The organism is Cellulophaga omnivescoria, from assembly GCF_001999725.1.
Lineage (GTDB): Bacteria > Bacteroidota > Bacteroidia > Flavobacteriales > Flavobacteriaceae > Cellulophaga > Cellulophaga omnivescoria.
This window is the reverse complement of record NZ_MDDP01000007.1, coordinates 1-25,240: the sequence shown is the minus strand read 5'-3', so window position 1 is coordinate 25,240 and position 25,240 is coordinate 1. Positions and strand designations below refer to the sequence as shown.

Below are 25,240 nucleotides of genomic sequence, written 5' to 3'. Positions count from 1 at the left end.
CCTGTTGTTTTTTAATCAATGCTCAAATATAACTTAATTCTATCAATCTTATTCACAGTAAAACCCTCAATATTTACTAAATCGTTAAAAGAAGTGAAACTTCCGTTTTCTTCTCTGTAAGTTACAATAGCCTTAGCAACATCATATTTTATGTAAACCAACTTTGCTATTTCATAGGAACTTGCCTTGTTAATATTAATTTTAGTAACATTAGGTTTAGTAATCACTTTAAATTGTTTTAACAAACGCTCCAACACCTCTTTTTCTAATCCGTAAACATCTTGCAACTGGTCATTAATTAAAAACCCACCAAGTTTATCCCTAAACTTAATTATTCTAGCAGATAATATTTTTCCTATACCATTTACTTTCTGCAATTCTAACGCTGTAGCCGTATTAATATCTTTTGCAACATAAACGGATTTACTATAATTTTTAAGTACTACAGACTGTTGCTTATTATTATTTGTATTCCACTTTGGAAATTTAAAATAAGGCGATATAGCACTTAACAAAGAATCTGAAACACCTGTAACATTTTGAAACTCCGTTGCAGAATTAACATATTTGCCGGTTTTTCTAAAAGTATGTAACCTATCTATTTCTGCCACAGACATCCCTAACAAATACCCCTTGTGGTCGGTTAAATAATTAGGATTAAAAGGATAAGTTTTAAAAGTATTGTTTTTTACAGATTGATTTTTTAATGAATCCACTAAAGCCTGAAGCTCTTCATTATGCGATAAATTATTACCTGACGATGAAAATTTACCGTTAGAAACTAAAAAATAAACTACCTGAAAAATAACAATAAGTAACAATAAAAAGAAAATCCCACTTTTCTGTTCTTTATCAAACTGAAAGTGGGATTTAAAATTCTTCATTATAAACTTTTTATTCTTTTTCTACCATTTGCTTTTTAAACAACTGGTTAGACTTTAATTTTCTAAAGTATTCTGATAAGTCTTTTTTAACCTCTCCAGACATAATATACAATCCAATTATATTAGGAAATGACATTGCCAAAATCATCATATCTGAAAAATCTAACACCGCTCCTAAACTAACTGAAGCACCTATTACAACAAATACTAAGAAAAACATTTTATAGATAAATTCTGTTCTTTTACTTTTTCCAAATAAGTAAGTCCAAGCACGCATACCGTAGTAAGACCAAGATATCATTGTAGAAAAGGCAAATAAAAATACCGCTAAAGCTAATACATATGGGAACCAAGAAATTTGACTACCAAAAGCATCTGACGTTAATTGCGCACCAGCCATACCTTCTACCTCATGCATACCAGTAAAAATTAAAACTAATGCAGTTAAAGTACAAACAACAACTGTATCTATAAATGGCTCTAAAAGCGCCACAAAACCTTCTGATGGAGGATTATTTGTTTTTGCCGTACTATGCGCAATTGCAGCGGAACCCACACCAGCCTCATTTGAGAAAGCTGCCCTTTGGAAACCTACAACCAAGACACCAATTATACCACCCTTTAATGCAGACGGACTAAAAGCACCCTCTACAATTGCTGAAAAAGCTGGCCCAATATTTTGTATGTTCATTATAATTACAGCTAAAGCAGCTACAACATAAATAGATGCCATAACAGGCACAATTTTACCAGTTACTTTAGCAATACTATTAATACCACCAATAATAACAACACCAACTAAAATTGCTGTTACCACACCAAACCAGAACCCATTACCAGCTAGAGCTGGAAACTGACCTGCTAATTGCTCAAAAGATTGGTTTGCCTGAAACATGTTACCACCTCCAAAAGATGCACCCACGGCTAATACTGCAAATAACCCAGCAAGCACTTTACCTAATCCTTTCATATTTCTTTTCTCCAATCCGTAACGTAAATAGTTCATTGGACCTCCAAATACTCTACCATCTGGTAAAATATCTCTGTATTTTACTCCCAAAGTACATTCTACAAATTTTGAAGACATACCAAGTAAACCACAAACAATCATCCAAAAAGTTGCTCCCGCACCACCTAAAGATACTGCCACTGCTACACCTGCAATATTACCCAAACCTACAGTACCAGATACCGCAGTAGCTAATGCTTGAAAGTGAGTAACCTGCCCTGGAGCATCAGGGTCATCATATTTACCTTTTGCTAGCTCTAACGCATGACCAAAGCCTCTAATATTTATAAAGCCCATTCTAATTGTAAAGAATGTTGCTCCTAAAACCAACCAAATTACAATAAATGAAATTGGTTTAGTTAAAGGATCTCCATTAGGGTGTGTTAAAACAACTGGCTCATCATACTTAATTTCTGCAAAATAATGAGCTCCTTGTTCTATTATATGCTCTTTATTATCTGAGTTATATACAACCTTACCTGCAGCTGTTAAATGATTTAATGTTCCGTTTGCTAATGAATTGATATTTATATCGTCTCCTGCAGCATTAGACAAAACTGCTATAGCCTCTCCTTGCTTTACTTTTTCTCCGTTAGATTTTAGCCATTTTTTTAGCGTAAACTTATCTTCTAACTCTGGAGACCAATTAGGAATACCAACTCTTTTAGAGTCTGCATACACAACAGGATCATAAATACCTATAGCAGCAAAAGGGTCCCAAAACAAAACAGACCCCAAAGCGCTTACGGCTGGAGTCATTGTACCATTAAAAATTTCGGCAATTGCTTCTGATTCTACAGTAAAAACTTTTGTAACACTTTTACCGTTAGAATCTGTAACTACACAGGTATATGGTATACCTTCTACTAAACCTGTTGCTTTGTTTGAGGTTAAAGGAGTATTTTCATTACTCCACTTATAGGTATAAGGGGCTTCACCTCCATTTACCTCTAACTTAATCACCCCATCATTAATAGATTTTGAGGGATTAAAAACTTTTCCTTCTACGCTAAAGTCTTGAGCAAAAACAGACATAGACATAATAAAAGAAAGAAAATATAGGTATTTCTTCATCGTTGATTGAATTTTTTGAGTTAGTTAGGATGGCAATATCCAAAAAATAATCAACTCAATCAAGAATTTTCAACTAAATTATCAGCCAATCTGGAAGATTTCATTTAATTTCATAATTTGCTCTGGTCTACCTAAAACAATAACCTTACTTTTAGATTCTAATTGTAAATCTGCTTCAGGATTTATAATATATTCTCCATCTGGAGCAATATATCCTATTATAGTGCAACCGGTTCTTTTTCTTAAATCTAAATCTCTTAAAGAATTTCCTGTAATATTATCTGTAAGATCTTCTATTGCAATTTCCTCTAAAGTAGTAGTATGTTTACCCTCTGTAGAGAGTTTATCCATAAAACTAATTAAATCTGGCATTACTACTAATGATGCCATATGGTCCCCACCAATTTTATCGGGCATAATAACTTTATCTGCACCAGCAAGTATTAATTTTCGTTGAGAATTTATTAAAGATGCCCTACTAATTATAAATAACTCCCTGTTTAATTGCCTACTAGATAAAACAACAAATAAGTTTGATGCATCATCTGGCATTGCCGTTATTAAATATTTAGCTTTAGAAACTCCTGCTTCTACTAAAGATTCATCATCTGTGGCATCTCCTTCAATAAATAAAACATCATCTTCATACTTTTCTATAACTTCTTTATTTTTTTCAATAACAACAAATGGCCTATTATAACTGCTTAAACGCTCTGCAGCTTGAGCACCATTTCTGCCGTAACCACAAATAATAATATGACCAGAAAAATCTTTTATTTTATTTTTCACACGTTTCTTTTTTAATAATTGCACAGAATTTTTACCTAATACGTATTCTGTAACTACAGATATTGCGTAAGCTACTATAAACACGCTAGATATTATTAAAAATATAGTAAATATTTTAGATGGTGTATCTAATGGTTTAACTTCAGAAAAGCCAACTGTTGCCATAGTAATAACAGTCATATAAACGGCTTCCATCCAACTATAATTAGAGATATACCTGTACCCTAAAACCCCAACAACTAGTATAGATACTATTAATAGCTGAGCTATGTATATTTTAGACCTAAATAGTTTTAAAAGCTTCACTTATGTAATGTATTTATTAAAAAAATAAACAGTATAAACTGTATACTTGTTTTTGGTATCGTTGTTTACTATAAATCAAAAACAGAAGATCTTTTAGTGTACACTAAATCTTTTATTTTTAACCAAAAAGCCAAAAATAAATACAAAGCAAAACCAAAACCCAAAGTTGCAAATGTTAAGTATATAAAAGATGTACGCACAATTCTTGCACGTATACCAAAACGCTCTGCAATACGTCTACAAACTTCAAAACCTCGCTTTTGGAAATAATACAATATGTTATAAAAAAAATTCATACTATAAAATTAACTATTTCTGCTTAATAAATTATTACCAACTGCACATTGTAAACATTTATTTTTTACACAATAATGTTTGTATAATTGCAATATAGACTGACTATCTTTTGCATTTTTAATACTTACTTTTTGGGACTTAAACTTATCTACAATGGTATTTTTTTCATAAGATAAGTTGGTTATGATTTCTAAAATAATTTCGTTATTATCTTTTCCTATGTATTTAGAATAGGAAAATTTAAGAGGTAAAATTGTATTTATTATTAATAAATTTATAAATGGTTTGGTAAGCCTTTTTTTGCTTTGTTTAGATTCCTTACCAAAGTTATAGTGGTTATCCCAATAATCGCTAGCCACTATTTCACATAAATTGTATATTTCTTCTACGCTTTTAGCCAGGACTAATTTAGAAAACAGAGCTTGGTGTTTTGCATACAATGCACATAGTTGAGCCAATCTTATAGTAGGAAAATTATTTGGTCTTAATTTAAAGAAAGCTACTGAAACCTCATCATTGGTTGTAAAGCTATATTTATTTTGTAAAAAAGCGTATTCTTTTTTTAACTGTCTATAATAAGTATCTAAAACATCATCTATATTAAGCAACCCAGCCATACCAAATAAAAGACTTTCGGCTTGTATTGGCTTTACACATACCTTTTTAAAAATACTAAAATCAATATTCTTAGCTATTTGAAAAAAAGAATCTCCATTTATAGTAGACCCAAAACTCTTCATAAGCAACACAAAAAGCACATGTTCCCAATTGTTGTTAGATTCTTTTAAAAGCTGGGTTATAATTACAGATTTTTGCTCTAATCTTTCAAAATAGAGTCTATCTAACCAATTATGAAACAAAAAAGAATCCACAAACGCAATATCTTTTTCACAGTTTATAAACTTTTTACTCTCACTAGAAAACAACTTCTGGTAGTTTTTTAATACTGCGCTAGAAATAAAATCTTTTAAAACTAGTGTTGGAATTTCAGAATTGTCTGGCCTAAAAACCGTTGCGTCATCTTGCCAAACAATATGTAAAATTACATTTTCGTAATTATTATCTTTTTCGTGGTTATGTGCATACCAGTCCGATGCATTTATGTGAATTTCTACATTACCTGCCCAAAGTTGGTTTCCTATTTTTAACTGTGCATTAAAAAAATCTGGGCCCTCATTATAGTTATGCGTACCAACAGAGACTACATTAATTGCGTCTCCTTTTGTGGTTTGTAAACCTTTTAGTTGTAATTTTTTATATTTCCATATAAAATGTAAAAGGTCTTCTCGCATAACTATAACTAAGGTTTTTGTTTACTAATGTAAACAAAAGAAAATACATACACTTATTTATCAGTTACTTCTCCTTCCCAGTTCATAAAGCCACCTTCTAAATTGTAAGCGTTTTCAAAACCAAGGCTATTCATAATTGCACAAGCTTGGCCACTACGGTTACCAGATCTACAATACACGTAATACGTCTTAGATTTGTCTAATTTTTCTAGTTCATCTATAAAACCTTGTCCCTTATAAATATCTACATTTACAGCATTTGGTATTATACCTTCAGCTACTTCATCTTCTGTTCTTACATCTAATATAAAAGCGTTAGCATCCTCAGCTAATTTTGCGCTCCATTCTTCCTGTGTTAAATCCATCTTAAATATTTTTTTTCAAAAGTAATTAAAATAAAATTACATACATTTGTATATACAATTGTTGTAACAACATGGATGTAGAAAGAATTTTAAAAACAAATAAGCCTATACCTTTAAAAGGTAGGACTATTATTCATCTATTGTTAATACACCAAAGTATAACTGAAAAAACAGCTGAAGCCCTAAAACCTTTTGATGTATCTGCACAACAATTTAATGTATTGCGCATATTAAAAGGACAAAATGGCAAACCTGCAAACCTTAGTACTTTAAATGACAGAATGGTGTCTAAAATGAGTAACACCACGAGGTTAGTAGACAAATTAATTTTAAAAGATTTTGTAAAACGTACTGTTTGCAAAGAAAATAGAAGAAAAATAGAAATTTACATTACTAAAAAAGGCGAAGAAGAACTCATTAAAATGAGTAATGCAATGCTTAGTATGGAAAAAAGCCTTCTAAAAAACATAAACGATGAAGATTTACAAACTTTAAACAAAGTATTAGATAAATTTAACACAGACAATTAACACAAATAAAAACAACAATTATGAAAAAATTATCAATTAGCATTTTAGCATTAGTATTTTCTGTAGCATCAATAACTGCTCAAGAAAAAAAGATTAACACTGAGGCTAGTAATATTACCTGGAAAGGATATAAAGTAACTGGTTCTCACGAAGGTACATTACAATTTAAAGACGGTTCATTAGTATTTAAAAACGATAAACTTTCTGCTGGTGAATTTGTTGTAGATATGACAACACTAACTGTTACTGACTTAGAAGCTGGTATGAAAGAAAAATTAGAAGGTCACTTAAAGTCTGATGATTTCTTTAGCACTGAAAAAAATACAACTTCTAAATTGGTTTTTACAGTGAATAAAGCAACAGGTAAAAATGCTTATACTGCCAAAGGAAAACTAACTATTAAAGGTATTACTAAACCGGTAGACTTTACAATATCTGTTTATGGTAGTAAAGCAACTGCTAGTTTAAAAATAGACAGAACCGATTTTGACATTAAATACAAGTCTGGTAGCTTTATAGAAAACTTAGGAGACAAGGCTATTTATGACGATTTTGACCTTGTTGTAGATTTGCAGTTCTAAAACTTACAAAACCAATAAATGTTTTAAACCTCACTTTTGTGAGGTTTTTTATTTTTTATGCAACTCTTGTTGGGTATTATAAAATTCCTTTATATATTTGACCTAATGAAAATAACAACTAACATATGGTGGTGGAACAACTTACGTCAAACGTCGTGAGCAAAGCACCATTGTAACAATATACATAAAAGGCTTGTCTATCACGACAAGCCTTTTTTTTATTTAAAAATTTAAAGTTAAAATGAAATACAATCTAACATCGCACTACAAAAAAATACTGGCAGACACCATTACTCCTGTTAGTATGTACTTAAAAATTAGAGACAGGTTTCCTAATAGTATTTTATTAGAAAGTAGCGATTACCACGCAAATAATAATAGTTTTTCTTATATCTGCTGTAACCCAATAGCATCTATAAAAATAGAAAACGAAACCATTTTTGAAAACTATCCAGATGGGACTAGCAATACTACAACTATAGACAACACTGTAGACGTAGCTACTGTTTTACACAATTTTAGCACAAAGTTTAGCTCTAACAATAATAACTTTAAATTTATAAATAACGGCCTTTTTGGCTATATGGCTTATGACTCTGTTCGTTATTTTGAAGATGTAAATATTGCTAAAAAAGATAACTCGGTTACCATACCAGATATGTATTATGCAGTTTACAAAAATGTAATTGCTATTAATCATTTTAAAAATGAAGCCTACATATTTGCACATACCTTTAACACAGAAAGTAATATCTCAGAAATAGAACAACTATTAAACGTAAGAAACTTTGCTACCTATAATTTCTCTAAAAAAGGAGAAGCAACTTCTAACTTAACAGATGAAGATTTTTTAGAGCACGTAGATTTAGCAAAAAAACACTGTCAGCGCGGAGATGTTTTTCAATTAGTGTTATCTAGAAGATTTTCTCAAGAATTTAAAGGAGACGAATTTAATGTATACCGAGCTCTACGTTCTGTAAACCCATCTCCTTACCTGTTTTATTTTGATTATGGCGATTTTAAAATATTTGGTAGCTCGCCAGAGGCACAAATTATTGTAAAAGATGGTAAAGCAGAAATTCACCCAATTGCAGGTACTTTTAAACGTACCGGTAATGATGAAAAAGATGCTATTATTGCCAAAGAATTAACAGAAGACGATAAGGAAAATAGCGAACACGTTATGCTGGTAGATTTGGCCAGAAATGATTTAAGTAGAAACGGAAACACAGTTACCGTAGAAAATTATAGAGAGGTACAGTTTTTCTCTCACGTAATACATTTGGTCTCTAAAGTTACAGGCATTAAAAAAGACAACATACCTACAATGAAGGTTGTTGCAGACACTTTTCCTGCTGGTACTTTAAGCGGTGCGCCTAAGCATATGGCTATGCAACTTATAGAAAAATACGAAAAAACTAGTCGTGGTTACTATGGTGGCGCCATCGGTTTTATGGATTTTAACGGGAATTTTAATCACGCTATAATGATTAGAACTTTTTTAAGTAAAAATCACCAATTACATTACCAAGCTGGCGCTGGTTTAGTTGCCGCATCTAACCCAAAAGACGAACTACAAGAAACATACAATAAATTAGGAGCACTAACCAAAGCTTTAGAAATAGCTGAGAATATTTAAGAAGATGAAAAAGATATTAGTTATAGATAATTACGACAGTTTTACATACAATTTAGTGCACTACCTAGAAGATTTAGATTGTGATGTTACTGTAAAAAGAAACGACCAACTTACACTTGAAGAAGTAGATGCTTTTGAAAAAATAGTACTTTCTCCAGGTCCTGGTATTCCAGATGAAGCTGGTTTACTAAAACAAATTATTGCTACATACGCTCCTACCAAAACAATTTTAGGAGTTTGTTTAGGTCAGCAAGCTATTGGCGAGGTTTTTGGAGGTTCATTAGTTAACCTAGAGCAAGTTTACCACGGTATTGCTACCACTATTACAGTTATTAAAGAAGATGTTTTATTTGCAGGCTTAGGTAACGAGCTAAAAGTTGGCCGATACCACTCGTGGGTTGTAAACTCAGACCTACCAGATGTTTTAGAAGCTACTTCTGTAGATGAAAACGGACAAATAATGTCTTTACGCCATAAGGTGTATGATGTTAACGCTGTACAATTTCATCCAGAGTCTGTACTAACACCAAAAGGAAAACAAATGCTGAAAAATTGGGTAAATAAGTAAAACAAACTATTTGTAAAAATTTACTTATTCAACTAAAAATATAAAAATGAAAACAATATTAAATAGATTAATTAATCACGAAATTCTTTCTAAAGAAGACGCAAAAAATGTTTTGGTTAATATTGCAAAAGGTGATTATAACACAAGTCAAATTGCAGCTTTTTTAACCGTTTATATGATGCGTAGCGTTACTATTGAAGAGTTAGAAGGTTTTAGAGATGCATTACTAGACCTTTGTTTAGCTGTAGATTTATCTGCCTACAATCCAATAGATTTATGTGGCACGGGTGGTGACGGTAAAGATACATTTAATATTTCTACGCTTGCCTCTTTTGTTACTGCTGGTGCTGGTATTAAAGTAACAAAACACGGTAACTACGGTGTATCTAGCAAATGCGGAAGTAGTAATGTTATGGAGTCTTTAGGTATAAAATTTAGCAATGATGTTGGCTTTTTAGAAAAAACTATTGATGAGGCTGGTATATGCGTATTACACGCACCACTTTTTCACCCTGCTATGAAAAATGTTGCACCAATACGTAAAGAGTTGGCAGTAAAAACATTCTTTAATATGTTAGGCCCAATGGTAAACCCTGCTTTTCCAAAAAACCAAATGGTAGGTGTTTTCAATTTAGAACTGGCAAGAATGTACGGTTATCTTTATCAAAATACAGATAAAAACTTTACTGTTTTACACGCATTAGATGGTTATGATGAAATTAGTTTAACTGGTAATACAAAAACAATATCACGCTTATCAGAAAATATGCTTAAACCAGAGGATTTTGGAGTACAGCAAATTAAACAGTCAGACATTGTTGGTGGTGACACCGTAGAGGCTTCTGCAAAAATATTTGTAGATATTTTAAGTGGTAAAGGTACAGATCCGCAGAACAATGTTGTTTGTGCCAATGCAGGTATCGCAATTGCTACAGTACAAAATATCACCCCTAAAGAAGGCTTTTTAATGGCGCAAGAATCTTTGCGCAGTGGTAAAGGTTTAGAAGCATTAAAAAAATTACAAAAGCTAAGTGCATAAATGGATATATTAGAAAAAATAGTACTAGACAAACGTAAAGAAGTTGCTTTAAGAAAAACTCTTATTCCTGTATCTCAATTAGAGGCTTCAGTTTTATTTAATAGACCTTGTAACTCTTTAGCTGTTGCATTAAAAAATAGTAGTTCTGGTATTATTGCAGAACACAAAAGAAGATCGCCATCAAAAGCAGTAATAAACAATAGCTTATCAGTACAAGATGTTGCTACTGGTTACCAAAATGCTGGTGTATGCGGTATGTCTGTTTTAACAGATGGCAAATATTTTGGTGGTTCTTTAGACGATTTGTTAACCGCTAGAGCAGCCGTGCAAATGCCGCTATTACGTAAAGAGTTTATTATAGATGAATACCAAATACTAGAAGCTAAAGCTTATGGTGCAGATGTTATTTTGTTAATAGCAGCTATACTTACTAGAGAAGAAATAAAACGATTTTCTGAGTTTGCTAAAAGTTTAAACTTAGATGTTTTATTAGAAGTTCATAATGATGAAGAATTACACAAATCTATTATGCCTAGTTTAGATATGCTAGGCGTAAACAACCGTAATTTAAAAACTTTTACAGTAAGTTTAGACACAAGTAAATCTTTATCTGAGTTAATACCTAATGATTTTGTAAAAGTATCTGAAAGTGGCATTAGCAATATAGATGCTATTAAAGAATTGCAACCGTACGGCTACAAAGGTTTTTTAATAGGTGAAAATTTTATGAAGACTGATAACCCTGGCGATAGTGCCACCAATTTTATTAAATCTTTAGCCTAATGAAACTAAAAGTTTGTGGTATGAAGTACCTAGAAAATATGGAGGCTGTTGCAGCATTGCAACCAGATTATCTAGGTTTTATCTTTTGGGAACCTTCTTCTCGGTTTTTTAATGGAAAAATGGGTAATATTTCAAAAAACATTAAAAAAGTTGGCGTTTTTGTTGATGCAGATTTAGATTATGTGGTAGAAAAAATTAACCAATACAGTCTAGATGTTGTACAACTACACGGCAAAGAATCTCCCGAGTTTTGTAAAGGGTTACGAAATTCTAATTTAGGATTAAAAGGTAAACAACCACAAATAATAAAAGTTTTTTCTATTAAAGACAGTTTTAACTTTAGCGTTATTACTCCTTTTGAAAAAGTATGCGATTATTTTTTATTTGATACCAAAGGCAAACTACCTGGCGGTAACGGCTACACTTTTAACTGGTCTGTTTTAGAAAACTATCCGTCTACTAAACCTTACTTTTTAAGTGGCGGCATTGGTGTAGATGATGTACATAAAATTAAAGAATTTTTAAAAACTACGGCTGCAAAATATTGCATTGCTTTAGATGTAAATAGTAGTTTTGAAATAGAACCAGGAGTAAAGAATATTGAAAAATTAAACGAATTTAAAACAGCATTAAGTATCTAAATAAAGTACTTAAAACTTAATACTAATTCAGATGAATTATAATGTAACAAAAAAAGGATATTACGGAACATTTGGCGGTGCCTATATTCCAGAAATGTTATATCCTAACGTAGAAAATCTACGCCAAAATTACCTTAAAGTGATGGCAGAGCCCGACTTTAAGGCGGAGTTTGATCAGCTTTTAAAAGATTACGTAGGTAGGCCGTCTCCCTTGTACTTTGCAAAAAGATTGTCTGAGAAGTACAATACAAAAGTCTATTTAAAAAGAGAAGACCTAAACCATACTGGCGCTCATAAGGTTAACAATACTATTGGCCAAATTTTAATGGCAAAAAAACTAGGTAAAAAACGAATTATTGCTGAGACCGGCGCTGGCCAACACGGTGTTGCTACGGCTACTGTTTGTGCATTAATGGGTATGGACTGTGTAGTGTATATGGGTGAGATTGATATTGCCCGCCAAGCACCAAACGTAGCACGTATGAAAATGTTAGGTGCAGAAGTAAGACCTGCACTGTCTGGCAGTAAAACACTAAAAGATGCTACTAACGAAGCTATTCGTGACTGGATTAACAACCCTGTAGACACACATTATATTATTGGTTCTGCAATTGGGCCACATCCCTACCCAGATATGGTTACCAGATTCCAATCTGTAATATCTGAAGAAATAAAATGGCAACTAAAAGAAAAAGAAGGACGAGAAAATCCTGATTATGTAGTAGCGTGTATTGGTGGTGGTAGTAATGCTGCTGGTACATATTATCACTTTTTGCACGAAGAAGAAGTTGGTATTATTGCTGTAGAAGCTGCAGGTAAAGGAATAAATTCTGGCGAAAGCGCTGCTACATCTGCGCTTGGTAAAGAAGGTGTTATACACGGTTGTAAAACACTATTAATGCAAACCAATGACGGACAAATTACAGAGCCCTACTCTATTTCTGCTGGTTTAGATTATCCTGGCGTTGGACCATTACACGCACATTTATACAAAACAGGAAGAGGTGAGTTTTACTCTGCTACAGATGATGAGGCTATGCAGTCTGGTTTAGAGCTAACAAAACTAGAAGGCATTATACCTGCTATAGAAAGTAGCCACGCTTTAGCTATTTTTAAACATAAAACTTTTAAACCAGACGATGTAGTTGTATTAAGTTTATCTGGTCGTGGTGATAAAGATTTAGATAATTACATTAAATATTTTAACTTATAAAATTGTATAATGAACAGAATTAATAAAAAAATGCAAGAAGACAAAAAACTTCTTTCATTGTACTTTACAGCAGGTTACCCAGAGCTTAACAATACAGTTAAAATTATTGAAGATTTAGAAGCTAATGGTGTTGATATGATAGAAATTGGATTGCCTTTTAGTGATCCACTAGCAGACGGTCCAACCATACAAAACAGCTCTACTATAGCCCTTAAAAATGGTATGACTACCAACTTACTTTTTAAGCAGTTAAAAGATATACGTAAAACTGTTTCTATTCCTTTAATTGTTATGGGATATTTTAACCCAATGCTACAATACGGTGTAGAAGACTTTTGTAAAAAATGCTCAGAAATTGGTATAGATGGTTTAATTATGCCAGATTTACCTTTGGCTGTTTACCAGGATGAATACGAAGCTATTTTTAAAAAGTACAACTTAAAAAACATCTTTTTAATTACACCACAAACTAGCAACGAGCGTATTAAACAAATTGACGAAGCCTCTGATGCCTTTATTTATATGGTAAGTTCTGCTAGTGTAACAGGTTCTAAATCTGGCTTTGGAGATGAGCAAACTGCTTATTTTAAACGCATAGCTAGTATGCAACTTAAAAACCCACAAATTGTTGGTTTTGGTATTAATAATAACGAAACGTTTACACAAGCTACAGAAGATGCAAAAGGTGCTATTATTGGCTCCGCATTTATAAAACATCTTACAGAAAATGGTGTAGATACCATTAAAGAGTTTGTACAAGAAATAAGATAAGTTTTAACTTATTTATCATAAAAAAAGCTGTTTCGATTATGAAACAGCTTTTTTGGTTGTGGTTGTTTGCGTTATTATTTTCTGTATTGTAGAGCCTTGTTAGGGTAATCTGTAATTAAACCATCTACTCCCATTGCAAGTAAATTTTCCATATCAGCCTCATTATTAACTGTCCAAGGAATAACTTTCATATTTTTAGAGTGTAGTTCTGCTATGACCTCTTTAGATAACATACTATGTAGCGGACTATAAATTTGTGGCACAAACCCTAATGTATCTAAATTAGTTTTTACATCATTTTTATATACTAAAGCAGCCAATGTATACTCTGGATAATTTTGATGTAAATATTGCAACACTCTAAAATCAAAACTTTGTAGCACCACATTTTCAACAGCAATTTTATCTTTAATAGTCGCTATGACTAAATCAGAAAAATCTTTTGGGTTAGGATGATAAATACCATCTCCCTCTGGTAAACTCTTAATTTCGATATTATATTTTATTGGCGTAGCATTACCTGCTGTTAATGAATCTGCAAGAGCTATAACATCTAACAATAAAGGTTTAGTTACAAACTGTTTTTCTTGCTCTGGAAACTTAACATTACCTATACTACCACAATCGTATTTTTGAGTTTGCTTATACGTATGCTCATAAATATTTAATGCAATAGAATCTTTTTTAGCAATAGTTTTCCCAAGAGAATCTAAACAAAAAAGCGGATTAAAATAAGGCTCATGAGAAACCAAAACTTGTTTATCCTTAGTTACAGCCAAATCTAGCTCAATAGTATTTACACCCAATTCTATTGCTTTTTTAAAGGCAGGCAAACTATTTTCTGGCATTAAACCTCTAGCACCACGGTGACCTTCTAAATCAAAATTATAAGTTACCACTGTTTCTTCAACCGGAGTTGCGTCTTCTTTTTTTTCTTTCTTTTTATCGCTCTGCTTACAAGCCATAAAACCAAGGCCAATAAGGCCACAAATAGCTATTTTTAGTTTCATTTTATAATTTTATTTAAAAAGTCAACTGTATTTAAATACACACCTTCCCAATCTTTGGATCTAATATCACTTGCTATAACGTGATTTCCACTTCTTGGAAAAGCCATTTTAGTTTTATCTTCTTCTGGTGTTCCTAGAGCATTAAACATTACTTGCATTGCTGGCACAGAAACAACTTTATCTTGCTCTTCTTCATTTTTATAATAGTATCCTAAAAATACAGGACAAGTGACTTTTGAAAAAGTTTCTGTTGTCATTGTATTTGTAAGCATAGTAATTAATGAAATATAGCCATTTATGTGGTAGTTGGTAGACCAATATTTTGCTTCTAATTCTGGACGTTCTTGCACTTGCATTGTACCTCCTAAAGCCTTAATAAATTGCTCTTTACCTCCTGGTTGTATTACTGCTTTCATTGCTGGGTTAAGCAAATCTATAAACGGAGAATACAAAACCAACGCTTTTATATCTTTATCTTCTGCTGCTATTGCCAAACTTAATGTACCACCTGTAGATGTACTAATTACTATAACCTCATCTCCTATAAGTTTGCCATAAGCAATTGCTTGTTTTGCAGAAGCAATATAATTTTCTGGTGTTAAGTTTTCAAAAGTATTATCTCTGTAAATTCCGTGTTCTTCTAAACGGGCCATATAGGTATTTGCTTTAAAGTGAGCAGATAACTGAGACATTACTGGCTCACCTTCTGCAGAACTAGCACCAAAGCCGTGTAAATACACAAACGCAATAGGAGATTTTTTATACTTATAATCGTCTGACCATATAATATGTGCTTCATTATCTGCCTTTATACCTACTACATTACTCTCCTCTATTTGTATATTTTTCTCTAACTCTTTTAGTTCTTGCATTTTTGCGCCTTTTTGTGCGGTCGCAAAAAACGCAAATACTAGAAATAAAGAAAGAATATATGTGTTTTTATTTTTCATTATATTGTTTTTAAATTATTTAGTTTAAAAATTTACTGACAATTGAAGTCCGTAAAATGCTGGAGGACCTGCAATAAATGTTGGAATACCAAAAGCACCACCTGTATTACCAGCATCTATAATAAACTCCTCGTCTAAAACATTGGTTGCGTATAAACTAATTTCATACTTATCTTGTATGGTTATACCTGTTCTAATGTTTAATAAACCATAACCATCCTGAGATATGTTTGGTAAATTAGTTTCCTCAAAGAAAACTTTAGACTTATAAGTATATGTTGGTCTTAAAAATACAGCTACTTTTTCACTTAAAGTAGGGTTGATATTAAATCCTGCTGAGAAAGAGTGTTCTGGTGTTAACCTAAACGTATTTCCTGCCAATTGCTGTGGGTTACCGTCTGAATCTTCATCATCAAAAGATGCATCTATATACCCATAATTAGCAAAAAAAGAACTGCTTTTTGCAAATTGGTACTGCATAGCCGCCTCAAAACCTAAAGCAGTAGCACTACCACTATCGTTAGGAAGTATTACTAACCCATCTGTTTCATCTAAACGTGCAATTGTAGTTTGAAAATTACTATAGTCATAATAATACCCATTTACATCAAACTGTAGTTTATTATCTAACATTAATGATTTTAATCCTAGCTCGTAAGACCATACCGTTTCGTCTGACAATACATTTACATCAGTTGCTGTTACATTAATTACGTTTGGTCTTCTACCGCGCGCAACATTACCAAAAAAAGTTACCGCATCACTTAAATCATAATTAACAGCAAACCTACCTACTGCAGATGTAAAAGTTTCACTTGCCGAAATCCTACCATTTGTTGGCGTAAATAAGTTGTTAGGGAAAGCTCCTAAAAAGTTACCTAACAATCCTGGATTTTCTGCATTTATAACCTCTAAACCAGCATTACTATTTTCTAAAGTTGCTCTTAATCCTAATGTAAATGTTAGTTTATCTGTAACATCATAAGAAGCATCTGCAAAAATATCACCAGAATAATTTTCTCCATAATTAATAGAGTTTTCACTATTAAAAGGTAATAACGGAGCACCTGCTAATGGCCCAAAACTACCCGGATCGTTAGGAATATTAGGAAATAAAGTTGGCACACCGTTTACAACCAAAGCATCTGTTGCTACTAAAAGTGCTAGGTAACTTTGTTCATTAACCTCAAAAGGTACTGCTTGTGACCCGTTTTCATAAAAGAAATTAGCTCCAAAGAAACCAGATAATTTATCATCATTATCAAAATTAAAACGTACTTCTTGACTAAATTGTTCTCCTTCTGCAACCTCTCTAAAAAATAAAACTGGTGCTGCAGTACCATCTGCATCAAAAGCCTCATCTGAATTAAATTTTCTATAAGCAGTAGTAGAAGTTATATCCCAATTATCATTTAACGACGACTTTAAAATTCCTGTAAAACCATATACTGTACGGTCTAAGCCTAGTTCCTTACCACGCTCTAAATCCGCAAAAGAGTTAGGGTTTAAGTCGCCTCCTAAAGGAGCAAAAGTTCCACTTTTAAAAGAAGTTCCTGGAGGTGTATCTTGTTGCCAATTTGCAATAAAATCAAACGTAGTGTTATCACTAATTATATATTTTAAAGAGCCTCTAAGCGCCAAAGTTTCTTTACCATTTAGGTCTCCTCCAGAAAGGTTTTCTATATAACCATCTCTTCTATTGTAAATTGCAGCTACACGAGCAAACAACTTGTCTTTTACTAAAGGTGTGTTTACATAACCGTTTACTAAAAACTGATTGTAATTACCAATACCTGTTTTTAAAGAAGCAGAAGTCTCATTTTTAGCTTTATTTTGAATAATATGCATTGCTCCAATCTGCGCTCCTCTACCAAAAAGAGTCCCTTGTGGGCCTTTTAAAACTTCTACTCGCTCTATGTCAAACAACTCTACTACAGAACCGCGAGATTTACTAATAGAAACCCCGTCTTGAAAAACAGATACTCTTGGCTCTACTCTAGAGTCTCCGCTATCACTAGTAATTCCCCTAACAACTATACCAGGATTGTTTACACTTTGTATTTGTATTTGTAAACCTGGTACATAATCTGAAAAAGTATCATACTCAAACGTACCTTGGTTATTTATAAAGTCACTCCCATAAGAAGTTATTGCAATTGGTACATCTTTATTTAATTGCTCTCTTTTTTGTGCTGTAACCACTAAACCATCTAACTGAAAAGATGGTTCTTTTAAATTAAAATTTAAAGTTGTTTTTGGAGCTGCAATATTTATTGATTTTTTTATGCTTTTATACCCTAAGTAAGATACTGTAATGGTATAAGTATTATAAGACAAATCATCTAATTTGTATGTCCCGTTTTCATCTGTAACTGCTCCTATTGATATACTTTGTATAACCACGTTAGCTCCAATTACAGGAGTTCCTGTTTCATCTAAAACCTGACCAGTTATACTTCCTTTGTTTTGTGCTGTTACCGTAAATGCGGTAAGTAATAGTAAAATTAAATAGTAATTCTTTTTCATTGTGTGTTTTTAAGTTGCCCAAAACTATATAGCTACTGTTAAGCTAAAAGTGAGGCTACTTTATAATAATGTTACACAAACATTAATACGCATTAAGTAAGTATTAATAAAGAGCTGCCATTGTTAAGGAAAGTTTAAACAAAACATATAACCAACTACAAACAAGTTGTTTAAAACTAAAAACACTATTCAACTTATAAATTGTTCAACTGTTCAATTTATACAATAAAAAAAGCCCTAAACAATATAATTAAATATAATGTTTGGGCTTATATCAAAAATAAAATACAATCGCTACTTTTTTAAATCGATGTCTTTTATGTTTTTAATCTTATTTCGCTCTAAAAAAGCATCAATAGTTTCAAAATGTTCTATTACACGTTGGTCTTTAAATTCAAATACTTTTTCTGCAAGGCCTTGTAGAAAATCACGATCGTGAGATACAAGTATTAATGTACCATCAAAATCTAACAATGCTTCTTTTAAAACATCTTTAGATTTTAAATCTAAGTGATTTGTAGGTTCATCTAATATTAAGAGGTTTACCGGTTCTAGCAATAATTTTACCATTGCTAACCTTGTTTTTTCGCCTCCAGATAGTACACTTACTTTTTTATCTACATCATCTCCTTTAAACATAAACCTACCCAAAATATTTTTTATTTGAGTACGCACATCTCCTTTAGCAACCTCATCTACAGTTTGAAAAATAGTTAAATCTGGATCTAGTAATGACGCTTGGTTTTGAGCAAAATAACCTACTTGTACATTATGCCCTAAACTACATTTGCCCTCATACTCTATTTCGCCTAAAATAGATTTTATCATTGTAGATTTACCTTCCCCGTTTCTACCAACAAAAGATACTTTTTCTCCTCTAGAGATAGACATGTTAGCGTTTTTAAACACTGTATGATCTCCGTATGTTTTTGTTAAGTCTTCTACAGTAACTGGGTAATCTCCTGAACGCTGTGCAGACGGAAAAGATAATTTTAAAGCAGAGTTATCTACTTCATCAATCTCTATAATCTCCAATTTCTCTAACATACGTTCTCTTGATGAAACTTGGTTTGTTTTAGAGTATGTTCCTTTAAAACGCTCTATAAAACGCATATTGTCTTCTATAAACTTTTGCTGTTCTTCATAGGCTTTTATTTGGTGCGCTCTACGGTCTTCTCTTAATTGCAAGTAATGAGTATAATTTGCTTTGTAATCGTAAATTTTACCCATAGTAACCTCTATAGTTCTATTGGTAATATTGTCTATAAAAGCTCTGTCATGTGATATTACCATTACAGCTTTTGCTTTGTTTACCAAAAAGTCCTCTAACCAAATTACAGATTCTATATCTATGTGGTTTGTTGGCTCATCTAACAAAATTAAATCTGGCTTTTGCAGTAGTATTTTTGCCAGTTCTATACGCATACGCCAACCACCACTAAACTCACTTGTTTGTCTTGTAAAGTCTTCGGGTTTAAACCCTAATCCTTTTAATGCTTTTTCTACCTCAGCATCATAATTTACATCTTCTAAGGCATAATATTGCTCACCAAGCTCAGACACCTCTTCTATAATTTTCATATAGGCATCACTCTCATAATCTGTTCTTGTCTCTAGCTCTTTATTTAAATAAGCCATACGGTCTCTCATTTCAAAAACGTGACTAAAAGCCTTAGAAGCCTCTTCTACTACCGTACTGTTATCTTCTGTTAATAAATGCTGTGGCAAATAAGCAATTACAGTATCTTTAGGGCAACTAACTTTACCCTTTGTTGCCTTTTGCTTGCCAGCAACAATTTTCATCATTGTAGATTTTCCAGCTCCGTTTTTACCCATTAATGCAATTTTATCATTTTCATTTATAACAAAATTTACACCACTAAATAAGGTTGATCCGCTAAATTCTACTGCAATATTATCTACTGTAATCATTTTTATAATTTAAGATTGCAAAACTAACAAAAAGTAAAGAATTTAATAGATAGTTTACATAGTTTATCTAAAAGCAATAAAGCCCCCGTTTAACATTCATTAACAAAGACTTACAAGTCTATTAACTACTTTTTTTGATTATTAATTGTACATTGTAGATGAACATAAAAAACAAATGATATGGGAATTATAGATGATAAGAGATTAAAAAGAAAAGTAAAACAAACAAATCCTACAAACCCAACAGGTAATACGGATATAGACACAAATAAGTTTGATATTGATTCTGAAACCATTAAGGATCAACAAAATAAGAAATAACCTTACAAGCTTTATATGCAAAAGCCCTAGAATCATAATGATTCTAGGGCTTTTATTTTTTTATAAAAAAATACATTAGTAGTAATTTAAAGTAAAATTTTTAAAAATAAAGTTATATAACCGTAGTAATTTCCTACATAAATAGTTTTATTTAATCAATTTAAAAACAAACAATGAAAAAACAAATCTTATTACTAACTACGTTTTTATCTGTAACGTGTTTTACGTACGCACAAGAACTAGAACCTACTGACCAAACCAACAATGAAGAACAGTCTATTTTAGAGTATCAAGACAAAAAAAACATTGCAAAACTGAGTTTAACAAGTTTAGTTTTTAGAAACTTTCAATTTCAATATGAAAGAGTTTTAAACAAAACTTTTTCTGTGGCGTTATCTTATGGAACAATACCAGAAGGCGGCATTCCGTTTGGGAGTTCTTTTGTTGATGAAGACGAAGATGATGATTTATCTAATATTGTAAATGACGGTAAAATGAGCTACTCTAGTTTTACACCAGAAGTACGTATTTACACAGGAAAAAAAGGATACGGAAAAGGATTTTATTTAGCTCCGTTTTTTAGAGCGTCTAAATACACTTTTAAAAATGTAAATTTTAGCTTTGATGCAGATGGTGGAGGTACAGAAACTTTAACTACTAGCGGTACTATTAAAGGTAATACTTTTGGTTTGTTATTTGGATCTCAGTTTAACCAAGGAAGCAACCTTGTTTTAGATTGGTGGATTGCTGGTCCGCATATTGGGTCTAGTAATGGAAACTTAAAAGGTGTATCTTCTAGAGTCTTATCTCAAAACGAACAAGATGCTTTACTAGAAACTTTACAAGACACAGATATTCCTTTAGTAGATACTAAGTATAAAGTAGACGCTAATGGCGCAGAAATAGACTTAGATGGTCCTTGGGCTGGTGTACGTGCTGGTTTAAGTATTGGATATAGATTTTAAGCTGTAAGTGCATAAAATAAAAGAGCTATTCTTTATTATAGAAGAATAGCTCTTTTTTATTGATTATTAAATTGCGACTATTTAAGCACAAGAACTAAGTCATCAGAATTTACAAGTGCACCACCTGTTAATTGTATTTTATCTACAATGCCTTCGGCTGTAGCAGTTACAGTTGTTTCCATTTTCATAGCCTCAATTACAAACAAAGGCTGGTTCTTTTTAATCTCCTGTCCTTTTTTAACTAAAACGTTAGACAGCAACCCTTGTAAAGGAGCTCCTATTTCTTTAGGATTATCTTTATCAATTTTTACGTTTTGAGCCTTAATTACTTTTACGGCTTTATCTTTAACCATTACATTACGTAATTGCCCATTAATTTTAAAGAAAATACTAACGTAACCGTTTTCATCTGGCTCTCCTTTTAACATTAAAGATACTAACACGTTTTTACCACGATCTAATTCTACCAAAATTTCTTCTCCTACTTCCATACCATAAAAGAAATTTTTAGTTGGTATGTTCATAACATTACCATATTTAACGTGGTTATTGTAAGCATCTGTAAATACCTTTGGATATAATTTATAGGATAAGAAATCTGTAATTTCTAAATCCCTTCCCATACCTTTTCTAAACTTGCGTTTAAAAGATTTAAACTCTTTATCAAAATCTATAGGGTCTAAATGTGCATTTGGTCTTTCTGTATAGGCTTCTTGATCTTTTAAAATAATTTTTTGTAGTTCTTTTGGGAATCCACCTACGGGCTGACCTAAATCTCCTTTAAAGAAACTAATAACAGACTGCGGAAAAGAAATAGAATCTCCTCTTTCAAGCACATCTTTTACAGTTAAATTATTACTTATCATGTACTGAGCCATATCACCCACTACTTTAGAACTCGGTGTTACTTTAACTATATCTCCAAATAATTGGTTTACCTCTCCGTACATTTTTGTAACTTCTGGGAACTTATCTTCTAAACCTAAAGCTATAGCCTGACCCTTTAAGTTAGAATATTGCCCTCCTGGTATTTCATGTTTGTAAACTTCACCTGTTCCAGATTTTAATCCAGATTCAAACGTGTAGTAGTAATTACGAACCGTTTCCCAGTAGTTAGAGTATTCTGCAAGCTTATCTGTATCTAACTTATTTTCTCGTTCATGAAAACGCAACATCTCTACAAGAGAGTTAAAATTTGGCTGTGATGTTAAACCAGACAATCCGCCTAGTGCTACATCTACAACATCTACACCTGCTTCTATTGCTTTTAAATACATTGCCGCCTGTATAGAAGATGTATCATGAGTATGTAAGTGTATTGGTATATTAATTTCAGATTTTAAGGCTGATATTAACTCAAATGCAGCATTTGGTTTTAATAAGCCTGCCATATCCTTAACTCCTAAAATATGCGCACCAGCATTTTCTATATCCTTTGCTAATTGAATATAATATTTAAGATTATACTTTGTTTTTTTAGGATCTAAAATGTCTCCTGTGTAACAAAGCGATCCTTCTGCTAAACCACCGGTTCTATTACGTACATGTTCTATAGTTGGTGCAATAGATTTCATCCAGTTAAGAGAGTCAAAAATACGGAACACATCTACCCCAGTTTCCCAAGATTGTTCAACAAATTTTTCAATTAAATTATCTGGATAAGCTGTATATCCTACACCATTAGAACCACGTAAAAGCATTTGTAATAATACATTTGGCATAGATTTACGTAATAACGCCAGACGCTCCCAAGGGTTTTCTTGTAAAAAACGTAAACAAACATCAAATGTAGCACCACCCCAAACTTCCATACTAAATATCTCTGGAAAGTTTTTAGCGTAGCCTTCTGCAACTTTTAACATATCTATAGTACGCATACGGGTTGCCAATAAACTTTGGTGACCATCACGCATTGTGGTATCTGTAAAATGAACTTTTTTCTCATTTTTTAACCAGGTAGCAAAACCTTCAGGCCCTAGTTCTGTTAACAAATCTTTAGTTCCTTTTGGGTAAGAACTCATTTTTTCAAAAGAAGGTACTTTAGGCTTAGAAAAAACGTGGTTAGGATCTTTCTTTTTAACATCTGGATTTCCGTTAACAATGGTTTCCCCTAGGTATTCTATAAGTTTGTTAGCTCGGTTTCTTGGTTCTACAAACTCAAATAACGAAGGCTCATTTTTAATAAAATTAACCGTAACCTTACCATCTCTAAAGGTTTGGTGCTTTAAAATATTATCTAAAAACGCCATATTGCTTTCTACACCTCTAATACGAAACTCCGCTAATGCCCTACGCATTTTACGGCAAGATCCATCTAAGGTTCTACTAATTGCAGAAACTTTTACAAGCATAGAGTCAAAAAACGGAGAAATACGTACGCCTTGGTAAATACTACCAGCATCTAATCTAATACCAAAACCAGAAGCACTTCTGTACGTTGTAACCACACCATAGTCTGGCTTAAAATCGTTTGCAGGGTCTTCTGTAGTAATTCTACACTGCAGTGCGTAACCATTAATTTTTACAGATTCTTGATCTTGTATTTTTATTTGCTGGTCTGATAATTTGTAACCACCTGCAATAAATAGCTGAGCCTTTACCAAATCTATATTGGTAATCATTTCGGTTACTGTATGCTCTACTTGTATTCTTGGGTTTACTTCTATAAAGTATATACTACCATCTTCATCTACCAAGAACTCTACGGTACCTATGTTATTATAATTTACCGCTTTACATATATCAATAGCGTACTTATACAAACTATCTCTGGTTTCTTGTGGCAAACCAATAGACGGAGCAAACTCTATTACTTTTTGGTAACGTCTTTGCACAGAACAATCTCGCTCATACAAGTGTACCATATTGCCGTGTGTATCTGCTACTATTTGTACCTCTATATGTTTTGGGTTTTCTACAAATTTCTCAAGAAAAACAGTATCATCACCAAAAGCATTTAAAGACTCTCTACGTGCTTCAGGAAAAGCTTTTTCTAACTCTTCTTGTGTACGTATAACACGCATACCGCGGCCACCACCACCCGATGCAGCTTTTAGCATAACTGGGTAGCCAATACGGTTTGCCTCCTCTATAGCTATACCAACCTCAGTTAAATCTTTATCACTACTTTGTATTACAGGTACATTATTAGCCACAGCAACTTCTTTTGCTGTTATTTTATCTCCTAAAGATTTAAGAACAGAAACTTTAGGCCCAACAAAAATTATGTCATTATCTGCACACTTTTGTGCAAACTCAGCATTCTCAGATAAAAATCCGTAACCAGGGTGTATGGCATCTACTCCATTATCCTTTGCTACCTGTATTATAGCATCAATATTTAAATATGGTTTTAAAGGTTCATGATCTTCACCAATCTGGTAACATTCATCTGCTTTATACCTGTGTAACGAATACCGATCTTCATAGGTGTATACACCTACCGTTTTAATGCCTATTTCTACACAAGCTCTAAATATACGGATAGCAATTTCTCCCCTATTAGCTACTAAAACCTTGTTAATCTTCATTTATTAATGTATTTATTAGTGTTTACTTACGAGTTCTAATAATTTTATTAAATTAATTATAGATAACCAAAATAATTTAACATAATTATTACCTGATTGGCTGTTTTCAAAGGTACTTCATTTAAGCGTTTTTAACAATATTAAAATTTTACAAAACGGAGGTATTTCGTATCATATTATCACTATTTTATATATATTACAATTATTTAACAAGCAACTAAGATA

The 25,240-nt window shown here is 32.3% G+C and carries 22 protein-coding genes; 11 read left to right on the top strand and 11 right to left on the bottom strand.

All coding sequences use genetic code 11. The features are described from left to right. Positions 1 to 11: 11 nt before the first annotated feature. From BFJ87_RS04450 to BFJ87_RS04425, 6 genes are all read right to left on the bottom strand, one after another. Positions 12 to 884, bottom strand: coding sequence for a ComEA family DNA-binding protein (locus tag BFJ87_RS04450; protein WP_077400555.1), 873 nt, complete (start codon positions 882 to 884; stop codon positions 12 to 14). Positions 885 to 894: 10 nt separating this feature from the next. Next, positions 895 to 2,967: an amino acid carrier protein gene (locus BFJ87_RS04445; RefSeq protein WP_077400553.1), complete on the bottom strand. Its 2,073-nt coding sequence runs from the start codon at positions 2,965 to 2,967 to the stop codon at positions 895 to 897. Positions 2,968 to 3,048: 81 nt separating this feature from the next. Then, the gene (locus BFJ87_RS04440; RefSeq protein WP_077400550.1) at positions 3,049 to 4,062 is read right to left on the bottom strand and encodes a potassium channel family protein; all 1,014 of its coding nucleotides are present in this window, start codon (positions 4,060 to 4,062) and stop codon (positions 3,049 to 3,051) included. A 68-nt stretch (positions 4,063 to 4,130) separates the two neighbouring features. Beyond that, positions 4,131 to 4,358, bottom strand: coding sequence for a PspC domain-containing protein (locus BFJ87_RS04435; protein ID WP_077400546.1), 228 nt, complete (start codon positions 4,356 to 4,358; stop codon positions 4,131 to 4,133). Positions 4,359 to 4,367: 9 nt separating this feature from the next. Beyond that, entirely contained in the window at positions 4,368 to 5,651 is a 1,284-nt protein-coding gene (locus BFJ87_RS04430; RefSeq protein WP_077400543.1) for a DUF2851 family protein, read from the bottom strand. 53 nt (positions 5,652 to 5,704) lie between these two features. After that, positions 5,705 to 6,016, bottom strand: a complete 312-nt coding sequence (locus BFJ87_RS04425) for a rhodanese-like domain-containing protein (RefSeq protein ID WP_077400540.1) — start codon at positions 6,014 to 6,016, stop codon at positions 5,705 to 5,707. Between the two features lie 71 nt (positions 6,017 to 6,087). On the opposite strand from BFJ87_RS04425, the gene BFJ87_RS04420 reads away from it, so the two are divergent. From BFJ87_RS04420 to trpA, 9 genes are all read left to right on the top strand, one after another. Continuing rightward, complete coding sequence (locus tag BFJ87_RS04420) at positions 6,088 to 6,546, top strand: MarR family winged helix-turn-helix transcriptional regulator (protein ID WP_077400537.1); 459 nt, start codon at positions 6,088 to 6,090, stop codon at positions 6,544 to 6,546. Positions 6,547 to 6,566: 20 nt separating this feature from the next. Further along, on the top strand, positions 6,567 to 7,127 hold the full coding sequence (locus tag BFJ87_RS04415; protein ID WP_077400534.1) for a YceI family protein: 561 nt from the start codon (positions 6,567 to 6,569) through the stop codon (positions 7,125 to 7,127). A gap of 241 nt (positions 7,128 to 7,368) precedes the next feature. Further along, positions 7,369 to 8,766, top strand: coding sequence for an anthranilate synthase component I family protein (locus BFJ87_RS04410; protein ID WP_077400531.1), 1,398 nt, complete (start codon positions 7,369 to 7,371; stop codon positions 8,764 to 8,766). Between the two features lie 4 nt (positions 8,767 to 8,770). Continuing rightward, entirely contained in the window at positions 8,771 to 9,334 is a 564-nt protein-coding gene (locus BFJ87_RS04405) for an anthranilate synthase component II (protein ID WP_077400528.1), read from the top strand. A 46-nt stretch (positions 9,335 to 9,380) separates the two neighbouring features. Further along, on the top strand, positions 9,381 to 10,373 hold the full coding sequence (gene trpD / locus BFJ87_RS04400; protein ID WP_077400525.1) for an anthranilate phosphoribosyltransferase: 993 nt from the start codon (positions 9,381 to 9,383) through the stop codon (positions 10,371 to 10,373). After that, positions 10,374 to 11,156, top strand: coding sequence for an indole-3-glycerol phosphate synthase TrpC (gene trpC / locus BFJ87_RS04395; protein WP_077400522.1), 783 nt, complete (start codon positions 10,374 to 10,376; stop codon positions 11,154 to 11,156). Next, positions 11,156 to 11,797, top strand: a complete 642-nt coding sequence (locus BFJ87_RS04390; protein WP_077400519.1) for a phosphoribosylanthranilate isomerase — start codon at positions 11,156 to 11,158, stop codon at positions 11,795 to 11,797. The genes trpC and BFJ87_RS04390 overlap by 1 nt, the downstream gene beginning before the upstream one ends. Before the next feature lie 31 nt (positions 11,798 to 11,828). Then, positions 11,829 to 13,010, top strand: coding sequence for a tryptophan synthase subunit beta (gene trpB / locus BFJ87_RS04385; RefSeq protein ID WP_077400516.1), 1,182 nt, complete (start codon positions 11,829 to 11,831; stop codon positions 13,008 to 13,010). Positions 13,011 to 13,019: 9 nt separating this feature from the next. Beyond that, positions 13,020 to 13,781, top strand: a complete 762-nt coding sequence (gene trpA / locus BFJ87_RS04380) for a tryptophan synthase subunit alpha (protein WP_077400513.1) — start codon at positions 13,020 to 13,022, stop codon at positions 13,779 to 13,781. A gap of 74 nt (positions 13,782 to 13,855) precedes the next feature. Here the strand turns inward: trpA and BFJ87_RS04375 are convergent, their stop codons facing one another. From BFJ87_RS04375 to BFJ87_RS04360, 4 genes are all read right to left on the bottom strand, one after another. Beyond that, positions 13,856 to 14,791, bottom strand: coding sequence for a glycerophosphodiester phosphodiesterase family protein (locus tag BFJ87_RS04375; protein WP_077400510.1), 936 nt, complete (start codon positions 14,789 to 14,791; stop codon positions 13,856 to 13,858). Then, positions 14,788 to 15,741, bottom strand: a complete 954-nt coding sequence (locus BFJ87_RS04370) for an alpha/beta hydrolase (RefSeq protein ID WP_077400507.1) — start codon at positions 15,739 to 15,741, stop codon at positions 14,788 to 14,790. Before BFJ87_RS04370 ends, BFJ87_RS04375 begins: the two co-directional genes overlap by 4 nt. Before the next feature lie 24 nt (positions 15,742 to 15,765). After that, positions 15,766 to 18,267, bottom strand: coding sequence for a TonB-dependent receptor (locus BFJ87_RS04365; RefSeq protein WP_077400504.1), 2,502 nt, complete (start codon positions 18,265 to 18,267; stop codon positions 15,766 to 15,768). A gap of 294 nt (positions 18,268 to 18,561) precedes the next feature. Next, positions 18,562 to 20,199: an ABC-F family ATP-binding cassette domain-containing protein gene (locus BFJ87_RS04360; RefSeq protein ID WP_077400501.1), complete on the bottom strand. Its 1,638-nt coding sequence runs from the start codon at positions 20,197 to 20,199 to the stop codon at positions 18,562 to 18,564. Positions 20,200 to 20,379: 180 nt separating this feature from the next. Here BFJ87_RS04360 and BFJ87_RS16860 point away from each other — a divergent pair, with 180 nt between their 5' ends. Together BFJ87_RS16860 and BFJ87_RS04355 are read left to right on the top strand one after the other, a co-directional pair. Then, positions 20,380 to 20,520 (top strand): hypothetical protein, encoded by a 141-nt coding sequence (locus tag BFJ87_RS16860; protein ID WP_171974465.1) that lies wholly within the window; start codon positions 20,380 to 20,382, stop codon positions 20,518 to 20,520. 173 nt (positions 20,521 to 20,693) lie between these two features. Then, complete coding sequence (locus tag BFJ87_RS04355; RefSeq protein ID WP_077400498.1) at positions 20,694 to 21,485, top strand: hypothetical protein; 792 nt, start codon at positions 20,694 to 20,696, stop codon at positions 21,483 to 21,485. A 77-nt stretch (positions 21,486 to 21,562) separates the two neighbouring features. Here the strand turns inward: BFJ87_RS04355 and BFJ87_RS04350 are convergent, their stop codons facing one another. Then, positions 21,563 to 25,015, bottom strand: coding sequence for a pyruvate carboxylase (locus BFJ87_RS04350; RefSeq protein WP_077400495.1), 3,453 nt, complete (start codon positions 25,013 to 25,015; stop codon positions 21,563 to 21,565). Positions 25,016 to 25,240: the final 225 nt, after the last annotated feature.